The sequence below is a fragment of the Pseudomonas entomophila genome (genome assembly GCF_013523165.1).
GTDB lineage: Bacteria > Pseudomonadota > Gammaproteobacteria > Pseudomonadales > Pseudomonadaceae > Aquipseudomonas > Aquipseudomonas entomophila_A.
In genome coordinates this window covers 41,429-57,883 of record NZ_JAAMQI010000026.1, presented here as the reverse complement: position 1 = coordinate 57,883, position 16,455 = coordinate 41,429, and the positions used below count along the sequence as shown (strand labels likewise).

Below are 16,455 nucleotides of genomic sequence, written 5' to 3'. Positions count from 1 at the left end.
CGGGCTCGATGCCCTAGGAGCGGCTCTGCTTCATGGCCTTCCCTCGATGATCAGTCGAGAACTTTGGCCTGCAAGGAGGCAAAAGTCGAGATACAAGGAGCGGCCCCTGTGCCGCGATTGGGCCCGCAGGGCCCACAAAACCAGGAAGTTATTTTTTTAGAATCAACAAGATATTTATGTCTTGTGAGAGCGGCCCCTGCTGGGGTGCCGGACCGGCCGCAAGGTGGCCCCATGAGGCAGCGACCTCGATGAATGAGCCTGAACCTTTCGGAACAGGCCCATCCAACACCACTTGCAACGTGCAGCCAATCGCCGCCGCTTACTTCTCGCTGTGATAAGCCGCGTCGGCCTTCTCGAAGCGCGCGATCATGCCGGCGGTCGGACGACCCAGCTTGCTCACCAGCACGATGGCGATGCTGGCGAACAGGAAGCCCGGAATGATCTCGTACAGGCTGGAGATGGCCAGGTTCTTCCACAGGATGACGGTCAGCGCACCGACCACGATACCCGCCAGGGCACCGTTGCGGGTCATGCCCTTCCACAGCACCGAGATCAGCACCACAGGGCCGAAGGCGGCGCCGAAGCCGGCCCAGGCGTAGGCGACCAGGCCCAGCACGCGGTTTTCCGGGTTGGCGGCCAGGGCGATGGCGATCAGGGCCACGGCCAGCACCATCAGGCGACCGACCCACACCAGCTCACGCTGCGACGCACCTTTGCGCAGGAAGGCCTTGTAGAAGTCCTCGGTCAGGGCGCTCGAGCAGACCAGCAGCTGGCAGCTCAGGGTGCTCATGACGGCCGCCAGGATGGCCGACAGCAGGATACCGGCGATCCACGGGTTGAACAGGATCTTGGCCAGCTCGATGAACACGCGCTCGTGGTTCTCGGTGACAGGGCCGGCCAGGTCCGGGTGTGCCGAGAAGTAGGCGATGCCGAAGAAGCCCACGGCGCAGGTGCCGGCCAGGCACAGGATCATCCAGGTCATGGAGATGCGACGCGCCTTGGCGATCGACTTGACCGAATCGGCGGCCATGAAGCGCGCCAGGATGTGCGGCTGGCCGAAGTAGCCCAGGCCCCAGCCCAGCAGGGAGACGATGCCGACGAAGGTCGCGCCCTTGAACATGTCGAAGTGCGCAGGATCCTGCAGCTCGATGGCCGCGAGCGTGGTGTCGAACCCGCCCGTGGAGATCAGCACGATCACCGGGGTCAGGATCAGTGCGAAGATCATCAGCGAGGCCTGCACGGTGTCGGTCCAGCTCACCGCCAGGAAACCACCGATGAAGGTGTAGGCGATGGTCGCGGCAGCACCGGCCCACAGGGCGGTTTCATACGGCATGCCGAACGTGCTTTCGAACAGACGGGCCCCGGCGACGATGCCCGACGCGCAATAGATGGTGAAGAACACCAGGATCACGATGGCCGAGATGATGCGCAGCAGCCCGCTCTGGTCCTCGAAACGGCTGGCGAAGAAGTCTGGCAGCGTCAGCGCATCGCCGTTGTGCTCGGTCTGCACGCGCAGCCGGCCGGCGACGAACAGCCAGTTCAGGTAGGCACCGACGGTCAGGCCGATGGCGATCCAGGCCTCGGACAGGCCGGACAGGTAGATGGCGCCTGGCAGCCCCATCAGCAACCAGCCGCTCATGTCGGAGGCGCCTGCGGACAAGGCGGTCACCACGCTGCCGAGGCTGCGGCCGCCGAGAATGTAGTCGGAAAGGTTCTTGGTGGAGCGATAGGCCATGAAGCCGATCAGCACCATGACTGCGATGTAGATCACGAACGTGATCGTCAGCGGATTGAATGCGCCCATTGTTGTGCCCTGGCAATTTGTTGTTATCTCAGCGACCGGCCAGAAAGCCGGTTGCACCCAGGCGACGAATCCTATGCAACAACATGAACGAGGTGCAACCATTTTTCACGTGACAGTTGCACCCGGCCATGCCTTTCAGATTAAAGCTACTTTTTTGCTCCTTTTTGGAGCAAGAACCCTGGTTTTCAGAATACTTCGCACCTTGTTTGGACCTTTTCCGATCGTGCCAACCGGTATCGGACGAGTTGCACCTTCGATTTGAACTTTTTGGGTTGCACCCGGTTGCACCCGAAATGGCCGACCGCTAATCTTGGCGCCAGCTTAAGCCACGCCTGTGGCAATAATGAGGACAAGAAAATGGCGACGACCACCCTTGGGGTCAAACTCGACGACCCGACCCGTGAACGACTCAAGAGCGCAGCGCAGTCCATCGACCGCACGCCGCACTGGTTGATCAAGCAGGCAATCTTCAACTACCTCGAGAAGCTCGAGGGTGGCGCCACCCTGACCGAACTCACCGCTCAGACCTCGGCCAATGCCGACGACGCGGGCGAAGTGCAGGCCGACCACGAGCACCAGTGCTTCCTCGAGTTCGCCGAAAGCATCCTGCCGCAATCGGTACTGCGTGCCGCCATCACCGGCGCCTACCGTCGTCCCGAGCAGGAAATGGTGCCGATGCTGCTGGAGCAGGCGCGCCTGTCGGCCGAACAGGCCGAAGCCACCAACAAGCTTGCCGTGCGCATCGCCGACAAGCTGCGTCACCAGAAGAGTGCTGGCGGTCGCGCTGGCATCGTGCAGGGCCTGCTGCAGGAATTCTCCCTGTCCTCCCAGGAAGGCGTGGCCCTGATGTGCCTGGCCGAAGCCCTGCTGCGCATCCCCGACAAAGGCACGCGCGATGCCCTGATCCGCGACAAGATCAGCACCGGCAACTGGCAGCCGCACCTGGGCAACAGCCCGTCGCTGTTCGTCAACGCCGCGACCTGGGGCCTGCTGCTGACCGGCAAGCTGGTCTCGACGCACAACGAGTCGGGCCTGTCGTCCTCGCTCAGCCGCATCATCGGCAAGAGCGGCGAGCCGATGATCCGCAAGGGTGTCGACATGGCCATGCGCCTGATGGGCGAGCAGTTCGTCACCGGCGAGACCATCGCCGAAGCCCTGGCCAACGCCAGCCGCTTCGAATCCAAGGGGTTCCGCTACTCCTACGACATGCTCGGCGAGGCCGCACTGACCGAGCACGACGCACAGAAGTACCTGGCGTCCTACGAGCAGGCCATCCACTCGATCGGCAAGGCCTCCCATGGCCGCGGCATCTATGAAGGCCCGGGCATCTCGATCAAGCTCTCGGCACTGCACCCGCGCTACAGCCGCGCCCAGTACGAGCGCGTGATGGAAGAGCTGTACCCGCGCCTGCTGTCGCTCACCCTGATGGCCAAGCAGTACGACATCGGCCTGAACATCGACGCCGAGGAAGCCGACCGCCTGGAACTGTCCCTGGACCTGCTCGAGCGCCTGTGCTTCGAGCCGCAGCTGGCCGGCTGGAACGGTATCGGCTTCGTCATCCAGGCCTACCAGAAGCGCTGCCCGCACGTGATCGACTACGTCATCGACCTGGCCAAGCGCAGCCGTCATCGCTTGATGATCCGCCTGGTCAAGGGCGCCTACTGGGACAGCGAGATCAAGCGCGCCCAGGTCGAAGGCCTCGAGGGCTACCCGGTCTATACCCGCAAGGTCTACACCGACGTCTCCTACGTTGCCTGCGCACGCAAGCTGCTGGCGGTCCCAGAGGCCATCTACCCGCAGTTCGCCACCCACAACGCCCACACGCTGTCGGCCATCTACCACATCGCCGGTCAGAACTACTACCCCGGCCAGTACGAGTTCCAGTGCCTGCACGGCATGGGCGAGCCACTCTACGAGCAGGTCGTGGGCAAGATCGCCGATGGCAAGCTGAACCGTCCCTGCCGCGTGTACGCACCGGTCGGCACCCATGAGACGCTGCTGGCCTACCTGGTTCGTCGCCTGCTGGAAAACGGCGCCAACACCTCGTTCGTCAACCGCGTGGCCGACCATACCCTGTCGATCCAGGAACTGGTCGCCGACCCGGTCCTGAGCATCGAACGCATGGGTACCCAGGAAGGCCGCATCGGCCTGCCACACCCACGCATCCCGCTGCCGCGTGACCTGTATGGCACCGAGCGCGCCAACTCGGCAGGCATCGACCTGTCCAACGAGCACCGTCTGGCGTCGCTGTCCTGCGCCCTGCTGGCCACCGCGCACACCGACTGGAAAGCCGCGCCACTGCTGGGCTGCGCCGCCAGCGAAGAAGCCGCTGCCCCGGTCCTGAACCCGTCCGATCACCGTGACGTGGTCGGCCATGTGCAGGAGGCCACCGTCGCCGACGCCGACAACGCCATCCAGTGCGCCGTCAGCGCTGCGCCGATCTGGCAGGCCACGCCGCCTGCAGAACGTGCCGCCATCCTGGAACGCGCTGCCGACCTGATGGAAGCCGAGATCCAGCCGCTGATGGGCCTGCTGGTGCGCGAGGCGGGCAAGACCTACCTCAACGCCATCGCCGAAGTGCGTGAAGCCGTGGACTTCCTGCGCTACTACGCCGTGCAGGCACGCAACGACTTCAGCAACGACGCCCATCGCCCGCTCGGCCCGGTGGTCTGCATCAGCCCGTGGAACTTCCCCCTGGCGATCTTCTCCGGCCAGGTGGCCGCAGCCCTCGCCGCGGGCAACCCGGTGCTGGCCAAGCCCGCCGAACAGACCCCGTTGATCGCTGCCCAGGCCGTGCGCCTGCTGCTGGACGCCGGCATCCCGGAAGGCGTGCTGCAACTGCTGCCAGGTCGCGGCGAAACCGTCGGTGCGCGCCTGGTCGGTGACGATCGCGTCAAGGGCGTGATGTTCACCGGTTCCACCGAAGTCGCTCGCCTGCTGCAGCGCAACGTCGCCGGTCGCCTGGACGCCCAGGGCCGTCCGATCCCGCTGATCGCCGAAACCGGCGGCCAGAACGCGATGATCGTCGACTCCTCCGCGCTGACCGAGCAGGTCGTGGTGGACGTGGTGTCGTCGGCCTTCGACAGTGCCGGCCAGCGCTGCTCGGCGCTGCGTGTCCTCTGTGTTCAGGAAGACGCTGCCGACCGCGTGATCGAAATGCTCAAGGGCGCCATGGCGCAGAGCCGCCTCGGCAACCCCGAGCGCCTGTCGGTGGACATCGGCCCGGTGATCGACGCCGAAGCCAAGCAGGGCATCGAGAAGCACATCCAGGGCATGCGTGCCAAAGGCCGCTCCATCTACCAGATGGCCCTGGCCGATGCCGAGGAGTCCAAGCGTGGCACCTTCGTCATGCCGACCCTGATCGAGCTGGAAAGCCTCGACGAGCTGCAACGCGAGATCTTCGGCCCGGTCCTGCACGTGGTGCGCTACAACCGCCGCAACCTCGACCAGCTGATCGAGCAGATCAATGCCTCCGGCTATGGCCTGACCCTGGGCGTGCATACCCGGATCGACGAAACCATCGCCAAGGTGGTGGAGAACGTCAACGCTGGCAACATGTACGTTAACCGCAACATCGTCGGTGCCGTGGTCGGTGTCCAGCCGTTCGGTGGCGAAGGCCTGTCGGGCACCGGCCCGAAAGCGGGTGGCCCGCTGTACCTGTTCCGTCTGCTGTCGACCCGTCCGGCCGACGCCATCTCGCGCCACTTCGAGCGCACCGATGGCGACACCCCGCTGGACAACCCGGCCCGCGCCCAGCTGCTCCAGCCGCTGCAGGGCTACAAGGCCTGGGCGACCAGCAACCAGCTGAGCGACCTGGCCGCCTTGTGCGACAGCTTCGTCCAGCAGTCGCAGACCGGCATCAACCGTCTGCTGCCCGGCCCGACCGGCGAGCGCAACAGCTACACCATCCTGCCGCGCGAGCACGTGCTGTGCCTGGCCGACAGCGAAGCGGACCTGCAGGCGCAACTGGCGGCCGTGCTGGCCGTCGGCAGCTCGGCGCTGTTCGAGGACAGCGAACCGGGTCGCTCGCTGCGGGCGCGCCTGCCGCGGGACGTGCAGGCCAAGGTCAAGCTGGTCGCCGACTGGCACAAGGACGACGTCGCCTTCGACGCCGTGCTGCACCACGGTGACTCCGACCAGCTGCGCGCGATCTGCGAGCAAGTGGCCAAGCGCGCCGGTGCGATCGTCGGCGTCCAGGGCCTGTCCAGCGGCGACCATCAGATCGCCCTGGAGCGCCTGGTGATCGAGCGCGCAGTCAGCGTCAACACGGCAGCGGCAGGCGGTAACGCCAGCCTGATGACCATCGGCTGACACTGACGGCGACACGTCGAAAGCCGAGGCGGCCCCTGGTCGCTTCGGCTTTTTTCGTTCCATCCGACCCGTTTCTCAAGCGCTTGCATGGACACGTCTGCGATTGGATGTCAGAAGCCGCCGCTGATGAAGGACGCCTGGGGAGTCAGCAGTATCGGCGCCAAGGCAAGGGCCCACATCAGCAGGCCCAGTAGGATCCACACCCCATTGGCACACGACAGCGCGCTGTTGCTCTCGCCCTCCGGGTCACCGACACAGAAGTTGATGGCTCGCTGAACCGTCAGGCTCCACCACACCCCGAGCGCCGTGCTCAGCACGATCGTTATCATTGCCCGCAGTGGCGAAGGGTCGAGCACCTGGAGCATCGACAGCGCGTAATACACGATGCACAGCAGCCAGATGGCGCAGGTCAGCAACAGGGGGGACCAGCCGTAGGTCCTGCCCGTCAGCTTGATCTGCCGGTCGACCCGCTTGAGCAGGCCATGGATGAAGAAAATCCCGAAGATCGTTCGCACCAGTGGCCAGAGCGACTCACCGCTGTGACGCTTGTACAGGCGCCAGTTCTGGTAGAACCAGTACAGCGAATAGAAGCTAGCGGTCAGAATGCTCATGATGATCAGCTTGCGTGGCGAGACCACGAAGAACATCGGCTCATCGACCGATGTAACGGGCAGGTGCTTGACGGTGTCGGGTGTGCTGGCTGTGGACATGGAACGCCCCCTCTGGAAATGAAGCCTCATTCAACCTCGCGCCCCAGAGGTGAATCTGCCCTACGCTTCCGAAACGGAGGCAGGAAGTTTCCGAAAACGCCACTTGCTCGCCCCGCATTCGCGCCACCCTCACGGCGGGTTGGGTCATACTCCCAGACCTGCCACCGCGTCGCGCCTGCCGCGCGGCCTTGCCAAGGAGGTCTGCATGTTCGAGTCCAGCGCCCAGTTGCGCCAGCGTTTCGCCGCGTTGCGCAGCACGGCCGAGGTGTTTTCCCTGCGCCACGTGCGCCAGTCCCAGCACAGCCTGTCGGTGCGCCGCAACGTCGTGGAGCCGCCGTTCATCAGCCGCGACGAGGGCGCCATGCTCACCGTACGGCTTCGGGGCGTGGAGGCCTATGCCGCCACCGCCGACCTGTCCCAGGCCGGGCTGCAGGCTGCGCTCGAGCAGGCCGAACAACTGGCGCGGCAGATCGCGCGCTTCAGCCTGCTCGACCTCAGCGGCCAACCGGTGCCCACCTCGCGTCACGATCATGTTTCGCCCAACCTCGATCACCCGCTGCCTGCCTTGAGCCATTGGCTGGGACTGCTGTCGGACGAGTCGGCCAGGGTGCCGAAGGACCAACGCCTGGTGGACTGGCAGGCGAGCCTGGGCATCACCGAGGTGGAACAGATCTACCTGAACAGCGCCGGTGCCGAGCTGCGCCAGGCACAGCGCTTTCTGTTCCCCGGCATGAGCGTCACCGCCAGCGACGGCCGCGACAGCCAGAGCCGCACCCTGGGCCGGGAAAACTTCGGCCAGCAGGGCGGGGCCGAGGTGGTCGAGCGTTGCGGCCTGATCGGTGCCGGCGCGCAGGTGGCCGACGAGGCGCTGCAACTGCTGCTGGCGCCCAATACGCCCAGCGGCACCCGTGACCTGTTGCTGATGCCGGACCAGATGAGCCTGCAGATCCATGAGTCGATCGGCCACCCGCTGGAGATGGACCGTATCCTCGGCGACGAGCGCAACTACGCCGGCACCAGCTTCATCACCCCGGCGGACTTCGGCCACCTGCGTTACGGTTCACCCCTGCTGGACGTGACGTTCGACCCGACACTGCCCGAAGAACTGGCCAGCTACAGCCACGATGACGACGGTACGCCCGCCAGCAAACAGTTCCTGATCCGCGAGGGTGTGCTGCTGCGCCCATTGGGCGGCGCCCTGTCGCAGGCGCGTTCGGGCCTCGATGGCGTGGCCAACAGCCGTGCCTGCGGTTGGAACCGCGCACCGATCGATCGCATGGCCAACCTCAACATCGAGCCAGGCACGCAGCGTCTGCACCAGCTGATCGGCGGCGTGGAGCGCGGCATCCTGATGCGCACCAACCGGTCATGGTCCATCGACGATGCACGCAACAAGTTCCAGTTCGGCTGCGAATGGGGCCAGTTGATCGAAGACGGCGAGCTCAAGGGCGTGGTGAAGAACCCCAACTACCGGGGCATTTCCGCGCGCTTCTGGCGCAGCCTGATCGGCGTGGGCGATGCCTCGACCCGGCAGGTGCTCGGCACGCCCAATTGCGGCAAGGGCGAACCCAACCAGGTGATCCGCGTCGGCCATGCGTCGCCGGCGTGCCTGTTCAGCCAGATCGACGTCTTCGGAGGCCAGGCCTGATGCAACGTACCCCCCGCGATCGTTTCGACACTTTGATCGAAGACCTGCGCCAGGCCCTGCGCCCTGACGAACACTTCACGCTCGGCTACGACGCCGAGTGCTCGCAGTTCATCCGTTTCAACCACGCCAAGGTACGCCAGGCAGGCCAGGTCGAGCAGGCCACGGCCAACCTGCGCCTGCTGCAAGCAGGTCGCCAGGCGCACCTGACCTTCACCCTGTGCGGGGAGGCGGCGCTCGACCGCGCGCGCCTGCACGAGGCCCTGGCGCAACTGCGCCAGACCTTGCCCCTGTTGCCCGAAGATCCGTGGCTGAGCCTGGATGCCCGCGCCTGGCAGAGCGTCAGCGAACAGGTGCACCCCTTGCCTGACGGCGAGACGGTCTTGAGCCAGCTGCAGCACGCAGCCGATGGGCTGGACCTGGTCGGCATCTACGCCGCCGGGCCGATCAGCCGGGGCTTCGCCAGTTCGGCCGGCGCGCTGGGCTGGCACGAGGCGAGCAGCTTCAACCTGGACTGGAGCGTGTTCCACGCCAATGGCCAGGCGGTAAAGGCCAACCATGCCGGGCAAACCTGGTGCCCGGACGCCTTCGCGGCACGCATGGATCAGTGCCGCACGCAGCTCGAAGCCCTCGGCCGCCCGACCGTGACACTCGCGCCCGGCCGCTACCGCGCCTACCTGGCCCCGGCTGCGCTGGACGAAATCGCCGGCCTGCTGGCCTGGGGCGGCTTCTCGGCGCAAGCCCTGGCCAGCGGGAACAGCGCCCTGCAACGGCTGTACGCTGGCGAGGCGCACCTGGCGCCGATGGTTTCGCTGCACGAGCAGGTCAGCGGTTCGTTGAGCCCGGCGTTTTCCGACGAAGGCTCACCGCGCCAGGACGTCTGCCTGATCGACCAGGGCTGCGCGGACGGCCGCCTGGTCAGCGCCCGCAGCGCCGTCGAATTCGCCCTGTCGGCCAATGGCGCCGACAGTGGCGAATCGCCGTGTGCGCTCAGCCTCGCCCCTGGCACCCTGGCCCAGGCGGACCTCCTCGCGCAGCTGGGCACCGGCCTCTACATCAGCAACCTCTGGTACCTCAACTATTCCGACCTGCCTGCCGCCCGCATGACCGGCCTGACGCGCTTCGCCACATTCTGGGTGGAGAACGGGCAACTCCAGGCGCCGGTCGCCACCATGCGTTTCGACGACAGCCTGTACGACCTGCTCGGCAGCCAGCTGGAGGCGCTGACCCGCGAGCGGGAGCTGATCCTGTCGACCAGCACCTACGGCCAGCGGCAGACCGGATCGAGTCATCTGCCAGGTGCGCTGGTCAAAGCCCTGACCCTGACCTTGTGACCCCCTGACGACGAGGCCACCATGCCCGAACGCATCGCGCTGGACCCGGTCACTGCCCGCTGGATTCCGTGGGTGGTGGCCATCGCTTTCTTCATGCAGTCGCTCGACGGCACCATCCTCAACACGGCGCTGCCGGCCATGGCCACCTCGCTGGACGAGAACCCGTTGCGCATGCAGGGGGTGATCATCGCCTACATGCTCACGGTGGCCCTGCTGATCCCGGCCTCGGGCTGGATCGCCGACCGGTTCGGCACCAAGCGCATCTTCTTCAGCGCCATCCTGCTGTTCAGCTTCGGCTCGCTGCTCTGTGCGGCCGCCAACAGCCTGGGCTTTCTGGTGTTCGCCCGGGTGGTCCAGGGTCTGGGCGGTGCCCTGATGCTGCCGGTCGGGCGGTTGGTGGTGCTGCGCGCCTACCCGCGCTCGGAACTGGTGCGCATCCTGAGCTTCATCACCATCCCCGGGCTGCTCGGCCCCTTGCTCGGCCCGACGGTCGGCGGCTGGCTGGTGGAGGTGCTGAGCTGGCACTGGATCTTCCTGCTCAACCTGCCGGTCGGCGCGCTCGGGTGCTACGCGGTGTGGAAACTGATCCCCGATTTGCGCGGCGCCGAACGCACGCCGTTCGACGGGCCGGGGTTCCTGCTGTTCGGCGCGGCGATGGTGCTGATCACCATCGCCATGGAAGGCCTGGGCGAGCTGCACCTGCCGCACCTGCGCGTGATGCTGCTGCTGTTCGCCGGCATGGCCTGCCTGGCGGCCTACTGGCTGCGCGCCGGGCGTGACCCGGACCCATTGTTCTCGCCCCAGCTGTTCCGCGTGCGGACCTTCGCCATCGGCATCCTCGGCAACCTGTTCGCGCGGCTGGGCAGTGGCGCCCTGCCCTTCCTGGTGCCGTTGCTGCTGCAGGTGGCACTGGGCTATTCGCCCGTCGAGGCGGGCATGAGCATGATCCCGCTGGCCGCCGCGGCGATGCTGGCCAAGTCGGTGGCGCGGCCGATCATCGAGCGCCTGGGCTACCGCATCGTACTGACCGGCAACACCCTGCTGCTCGGCCTGATGCTGGCGAGCCTGGCCCTGGTGGACGAGCAGACGCCCTATGGGTTGCTGCTGGTCCAGCTGGGCATTCTCGGGGCGATCAACTCGATGCAGTTCACCGCCATGAACACCGTGACCCTGATCGACCTGGACGACGCCAACGCCAGCAGCGGCAACAGCCTGCTGTCGGTGGTGGCGCAACTGGCGCTGAGCCTGGGCGTGGCCTGCGCCGGTGCGCTGCTCGGCGGTTTCACTGCCGCCGGCGGCGTCGATGCGGCCGAGACCACCCTGGGCGCCTTCCAGTTGACCTTCCTGACCATTGGCCTGATGTCGATGCTGGCGGCGGCGATCTTCCTGCAACTGGCCCCGACGGACGGAAGGCGTGCCCCTCGTCCGGAACCGGAGATCGAAGCTTAGAAACACAGGTCGCGAGGCTGGTAGACTGTGCGGCATTTTCGCTCTCAGGCCTGTCTCGTGACCACTGATTCCACCGCCTTCGCCACCCTGCCGCTGTCCACCGCCATGCTGGCCAACCTGGACGCCCTGGGGTATGCGTCGATGACGCCCATCCAGGCGCGCAGCCTGCCCGTCATTCTCAAGGGCCAGGACCTGATCGCCCAGGCCAAGACCGGCAGCGGCAAGACCGCCGCTTTCGGCATCGGCCTGCTCAACCCGCTCAACCCGCGCTACTTCGGTTGCCAGGCGCTGGTGCTGTGCCCGACGCGCGAACTGGCCGACCAGGTCGCCAAGGAACTGCGCCGCCTGGCGCGGGCCGAGGACAACATCAAGATCCTGACCCTGTGCGGCGGGGTTTCGCTCGGTCCGCAGATCGCCTCGCTGGAGCATGGCGCGCACATCATCGTCGGTACCCCAGGCCGAATTCAGCAGCACCTGAACAAGGGCACCCTGGTGCTCGGCGGCCTCAACACCCTGGTGCTCGACGAAGCCGACCGCATGCTTGACATGGGCTTCCATGACGCCATCGCCAGCATCATCGAGCGCACGCCCACGCGCCGCCAGACGCTGCTGTTCTCGGCCACCTACCCGGCAGGCATCGAGCAACTGGCCGCCGCCTTCATGCGCCAGCCGCAGCAGGTGAAGGTCGAAAGCCTGCACGCCGACAACCAGATCGAGCAGCGCTTCATCGAGATCGACGCGGCGCAGCGGCTGGAGGCGGTGACCCGCGTGCTCGGGCATTTCCGGCCACAGTCCTGCGTGGCCTTCTGCTTCACCAAGCAGCAGTGCGAGGACGTGGTCGTCCACCTGCAGGCCAAGGGCATCGTCGCTCAGGCCCTGCATGGCGACCTGGAGCAGCGCGACCGTGACCAGGTGCTGGCGCTGTTCGCCAACCGCAGCACCTCGGTGCTGGTGGCCACCGACGTCGCTGCGCGCGGCCTGGACATCGATGGCCTGGACATGGTGATCAACGTCGAACTGGCGCGCGATGCCGAGATCCACGTGCACCGGGTCGGCCGCACCGGCCGGGCAGGCGAGAAAGGCCTGGCCGTGAGCCTGGTGGCACCGGCCGAGGCGCACCGCGCCCAGGCGATCGAGCAGTTGCAACGCCAGCCCCTGCGCTGGGAGCAGCTCGACAACCTGAAGAGCAAGGGCGGTGAGCCGCTGTTGCCACCGATGAGCACCTTGGCGATCGCCGCCGGGCGCAAGGACAAGCTGCGCCCGGGCGACATTCTCGGTGCGTTGACCGGCGATGCCGGGATCCCTGGCAGCCAGGTGGGCAAGATCGCCATCTTCGACTTCCAGGCCTATGTGGCGGTGGAGCGTGGCGTGGCCAAGCAGGCGTTGCAGCGGCTCAACAGCGGGAAGATCAAGGGCCGGTCGTTGAAAGTGCGGATCGTATAAGGGGTAAGACCCGAGGCGTCGGCTTTGCGGGCCTTTCAGGCCCGATCGCCGGCAAGCCAGCTCCCACACGAGCATGCGCAGCACTGATCGCATTCGAGCCAGCCCCTTGTGGGAGCTGGCTTGCCAGCGATCGGGCCCGTAGGGGCCGTATCACCCTGGCCTCTTGCCCTCTGCCGGACCGAAAGACACCCCCGCCCCCATATCCACCCTTTTCCTCACCAAGGACCCCCCGTGCAAACCACCGATGTCATCATCCTCGGTGCCGGCGCCGCCGGCCTGATGTGCGCCCACCTCGCTGCCTACCGTGGACGGCAGGTGCTGGTGCTCGACCACGCCAACAAGCCCGGCAAGAAGATCCTCATGTCCGGCGGCGGTCGCTGCAACTTCACCAACCTGTACACCGAGCCGGCCAACTTCCTGTCGCAGAACCCGCACTTCTGCAAGTCGGCCTTGGCGCGCTACACCCAATGGGACTTCATCGAGCTGGTGGCGCGGCACGGCGTGCCCTATCACGAGAAGAAGCTGGGCCAGCTGTTCTGCGACAACAAGTCCAGCGACATCCTCGAGCTGCTGCTGAACGAGTGTGACCAGGCCGGCGCCGAACTGCGCATGAACACCCGGATCGACCAGATCGAACGCCTGGAAGAGGGTTATCGCCTGCAGACCAGCGCCGGGCCGTTCGCCTGCCAGTCGCTGGTGATCGCCACTGGCGGGCTGTCGATCCCGACCCTGGGCGCGACTGGCTTCGGCTACCAGGTCGCACGCCAGTTCGGGCACACCGTGCTGCCGACCTGCGCCGCCCTGGTGCCGTTCATCATCACCGAGCCCCAGCTCAAGGCACTCTGCAGCGAACTGTCAGGCACGTCCCTGGACTGCACGGCCAGCTGCAACGGCATGAGCTTCCGGGAGAACCTGCTGTTCACGCACCGGGGCCTCAGCGGCCCGGCCATCCTGCAGATCTCGTCGTTCTGGAAGGCGGGCGACACGGTCGAGATCGACCTGCTGCCCGATCGTGACGCACTGGCGTGGCTGCGCGAGCAGCAGGCCGAGCGCCCCAACACCGAGCTCAAGACCGTGCTGGCGGAGGTGTTCACGCGCAAGCTCGCCCACCTGCTGGCCGAACAGTGGTTCGTCTCCAAGCCGCTGAAGCAGTACACGCCCGCCGAGCTGGCGCAGGTTGCCGAGCGGCTGTCGGCCTGGCAACTGGTGCCGGCAGGCACCGAGGGCTACCGCACTGCCGAAGTGACCCTGGGCGGCGTCGATACGCGCGAAGTGTCGTCCAAAAGCATGGAGTCGCTGAAAAGCCCTGGGTTGTACTTCATCGGCGAAGTGCTGGACGTCAGCGGCCACCTGGGCGGGTTCAACTTCCAGTGGGCCTGGGCCTCGGCCTACGCGGCCGCGCAGGTGGTCTAGGCTTCGCGCTAGAATCGCGGGCACACGGAACGCTTCTTGCTGGCCCGTGACCAAGAGGGTATAGCGCCCTCCTGACCCGCGATCATCGACCTTTGCCCAGCAGGCCACCATGCCCTCTTCTTCGCTTCGCCATACCTTGCGCCGCCTGTGGGCGCAGGACAAGTTCAGCTACAGCATCCGGGTCACCCTCGCGCTCACCGGCAGCATGGCGCTGTGCTGGTACCAGGACGAGATGAGCCTGCTGATCCCGCTGTTCCTCGGCATCATCGCCAGCGCCCTGGCCGAGACCGACGACAGCTGGCAGGGGCGCCTGAGCGCGTTGCTGGTCACCCTGGTGTGCTTCGCCATCGCCGCGCTGGCGGTGGAGCTGCTGTTCCCCTACCCGTGGGTGTTCGTCATCGCGCTGGCGCTGTCGGCTTTCGCCCTGACCATGCTCGGCGCACTGGGCGAGCGTTATGGCGCCATCGCGTCGGCCACCTTGATCCTGGCGGTGTACACCATGATCGGGGTCGATCAGCGCGGTGGAGAGGTCAGCGATTTCTGGCACGAGCCCGCGCTGCTGGTTGCCGGGGCGGCCTGGTACGGGCTGCTCTCGGTGCTGTGGCAGGCGCTGTTCTCCAACCAGCCGGTGCAGCAGAGCCTGGCCAAGCTGTTCTGGGAGCTGGGCCGCTACATCAAGCTCAAGGCCAGCCTGTTCGAGCCGGTGCGCAACCTCGATGTCGAGGCGCGTCGCCTGGAGCTGGCGCGGCAGAACGGCAAGGTGGTGGCGACCCTGAACGCGGCCAAGGAAATCATCCTGCACCGGGTCGGCAACAGCCAGCCCAACTCCAAGGTCAGCCGCTACCTGAAGCTGTACTTCCTGGCCCAGGACATCCACGAGCGCGTCAGCGCCTCGCACTACCCCTACAATGCGCTGGCCGAGACCTTCTTCCACAGTGACGTGATGTTCCGCTGCCAGCGCCTGCTGCGCCAGCAAGGCAGCGTCTGCCAGCAACTGGCCGAGTCGATCCGGCTGCGTCAGCCCTTCGGTGACGATACGGGCTTCGCCGAGGCACTGGACGACCTGCACGCCTCGCTCGACTACCTGCGCCAGCAGAACAACCCGGCCTGGCGCGGGCTACTGCGCTCGCTGCGCGCACTGGCGCACAACCTGGCCACGCTCCACCGCCTGCTCAACGCGGCGAGCAACCCCGAAACCCTGGCCGACGCCACCGACAACAGCCTGCTCGACCGTTCGCCGCAGGGCCTGCGGGAGATCTGGAAACGCCTGCGCACCCAGCTGACGCCGACCTCCCTGGTCTTTCGCCATGCCCTGCGCCTGCCGCTGGCGTTGTCCATCGGCTATGGCATGGTGCACCTGATCCACCCGACCCAGGGCTACTGGATCATCCTCACCACGCTGTTCGTCTGCCAGCCCAACTACGGTGCGACCCGGCGCAAGCTGGTGCAGCGGATCATCGGCACCGCCATCGGCCTGACGGTGGGCTGGGCGCTGTTCGACCTGTTCCCCAATCCGATCGTACAGTCGATGTTCGCGGTGATCGCCGGCGTGGTGTTCTTCGTCAACCGCACCACCCGCTACACCCTGGCGACCGCGGCGATCACCCTGATGGTGCTGTTCTGCTTCAACCAGGTCGGGGACGGCTATGGCCTGTTCCTGCCGCGTCTGGTCGATACCCTGGTGGGCAGCCTGATCGCGATCCTGGCGGTGTTCCTGTTCCTGCCCGACTGGCAGGGCCGCAAGCTGAACAAGGTGCTGGCCAATACCCTGGCGTGCGCCAGCGAATACCTGCGCCAGATCATGCAGCAGTATGCCGATGGCAAACGCGACGACCTGGCCTACCGGCTGGCCCGGCGCAACGCCCACAACGCCGATGCCGCGCTGTCGACGACCCTGGCGAACATGCTCATGGAGCCTGGGCACTTCCGCAAGGAAGCCGACCTGGGCTTTCGCTTCCTGGTGCTGTCGCACACCTTGCTCAGCTACCTGTCGGGGCTGGGGGCGCACCGTGATACCAGCCTGCCGGCCGAGGTCCATGAGCACCTGATCGATGGCGCCGGCGCCAGCCTGGCCGCCAGCCTGGACGCGATCGCCGGTGCCCTGGCGGCGCGCCAGCCGGTGGCGATCCACAGCGAGGAAGAACAGGCCCTGGCCAGCAGCCTCGAGCAGATGCCGGACGACCTCGACGAGCATCAGCGCCTGATTCAGAGCCAACTGGCCCTGATCGGCCGGCAGCTCGCGCCCCTGCGGACCCTGGCAGCGCACCTGGGCAAGGCGACGCCGACCTGATCGCGGCATGGGGTCGCCTTCGTCGCCTGCATTTGCGATGATCGACGCCCCACCCC

At 66.4% G+C, this 16,455-nt stretch carries 10 protein-coding genes; 8 read left to right on the top strand and 2 right to left on the bottom strand.

The features are described 5' to 3' along the window. Positions 1-319 precede the first annotated feature (319 nt). Positions 320-1,804 carry a sodium/proline symporter PutP gene (gene putP, locus G7Z99_RS17360; protein WP_181095951.1) on the bottom strand — a complete coding sequence of 495 codons (1,485 nt, stop codon included), beginning with the start codon at positions 1,802-1,804 and terminating at the stop codon, positions 320-322. Here putP and G7Z99_RS17355 point away from each other — a divergent pair. Both G7Z99_RS17355 and putA read left to right on the top strand, forming a co-directional pair. Further along, positions 1,776-2,066, top strand: coding sequence for a hypothetical protein (locus tag G7Z99_RS17355; protein ID WP_181095952.1), 291 nt, complete (start codon positions 1,776-1,778; stop codon positions 2,064-2,066). The two genes, putP and G7Z99_RS17355, sit on opposite strands and share 29 nt — an antisense overlap. 95 nt (positions 2,067-2,161) lie before the next feature. Then, entirely contained in the window at positions 2,162-6,115 is a 3,954-nt protein-coding gene (gene putA, locus G7Z99_RS17350) for a trifunctional transcriptional regulator/proline dehydrogenase/L-glutamate gamma-semialdehyde dehydrogenase (RefSeq protein ID WP_181095949.1), read from the top strand. Positions 6,116-6,225: 110 nt separating this feature from the next. On the opposite strand, the gene G7Z99_RS17345 is transcribed toward putA, so the two are convergent. After that, positions 6,226-6,825, bottom strand: a complete 600-nt coding sequence (locus G7Z99_RS17345; RefSeq protein ID WP_181095947.1) for a hypothetical protein — start codon at positions 6,823-6,825, stop codon at positions 6,226-6,228. A 205-nt stretch (positions 6,826-7,030) separates the two neighbouring features. Here G7Z99_RS17345 and G7Z99_RS17340 point away from each other — a divergent pair, with 205 nt between their 5' ends. The 6 genes from G7Z99_RS17340 to yccS all read left to right on the top strand — a co-directional run bounded on the left by G7Z99_RS17340 (position 7,031) and on the right by yccS (position 16,399). Continuing rightward, on the top strand, positions 7,031-8,473 hold the full coding sequence (locus G7Z99_RS17340; protein WP_181095945.1) for a TldD/PmbA family protein: 1,443 nt from the start codon (positions 7,031-7,033) through the stop codon (positions 8,471-8,473). Beyond that, complete coding sequence (locus G7Z99_RS17335) at positions 8,473-9,804, top strand: TldD/PmbA family protein (protein ID WP_181095943.1); 1,332 nt, start codon at positions 8,473-8,475, stop codon at positions 9,802-9,804. Before G7Z99_RS17340 ends, G7Z99_RS17335 begins: the two co-directional genes overlap by 1 nt. Before the next feature lie 21 nt (positions 9,805-9,825). Then, on the top strand, positions 9,826-11,253 hold the full coding sequence (mdtD, locus tag G7Z99_RS17330; RefSeq protein ID WP_181095941.1) for a multidrug transporter subunit MdtD: 1,428 nt from the start codon (positions 9,826-9,828) through the stop codon (positions 11,251-11,253). A 105-nt stretch (positions 11,254-11,358) separates the two neighbouring features. Continuing rightward, the gene (gene dbpA / locus G7Z99_RS17325) at positions 11,359-12,696 is read left to right on the top strand and encodes an ATP-dependent RNA helicase DbpA (RefSeq protein ID WP_258197068.1); all 1,338 of its coding nucleotides are present in this window, start codon (positions 11,359-11,361) and stop codon (positions 12,694-12,696) included. Positions 12,697-12,927: 231 nt separating this feature from the next. Next, positions 12,928-14,109, top strand: a complete 1,182-nt coding sequence (locus G7Z99_RS17320; RefSeq protein ID WP_181095937.1) for a BaiN/RdsA family NAD(P)/FAD-dependent oxidoreductase — start codon at positions 12,928-12,930, stop codon at positions 14,107-14,109. Positions 14,110-14,218: 109 nt separating this feature from the next. Further along, a complete protein-coding gene (gene yccS / locus G7Z99_RS17315; RefSeq protein WP_181095936.1) occupies positions 14,219-16,399 on the top strand; it encodes a YccS family putative transporter in 2,181 nt (726 codons plus the stop codon). Positions 16,400-16,455: the final 56 nt, after the last annotated feature.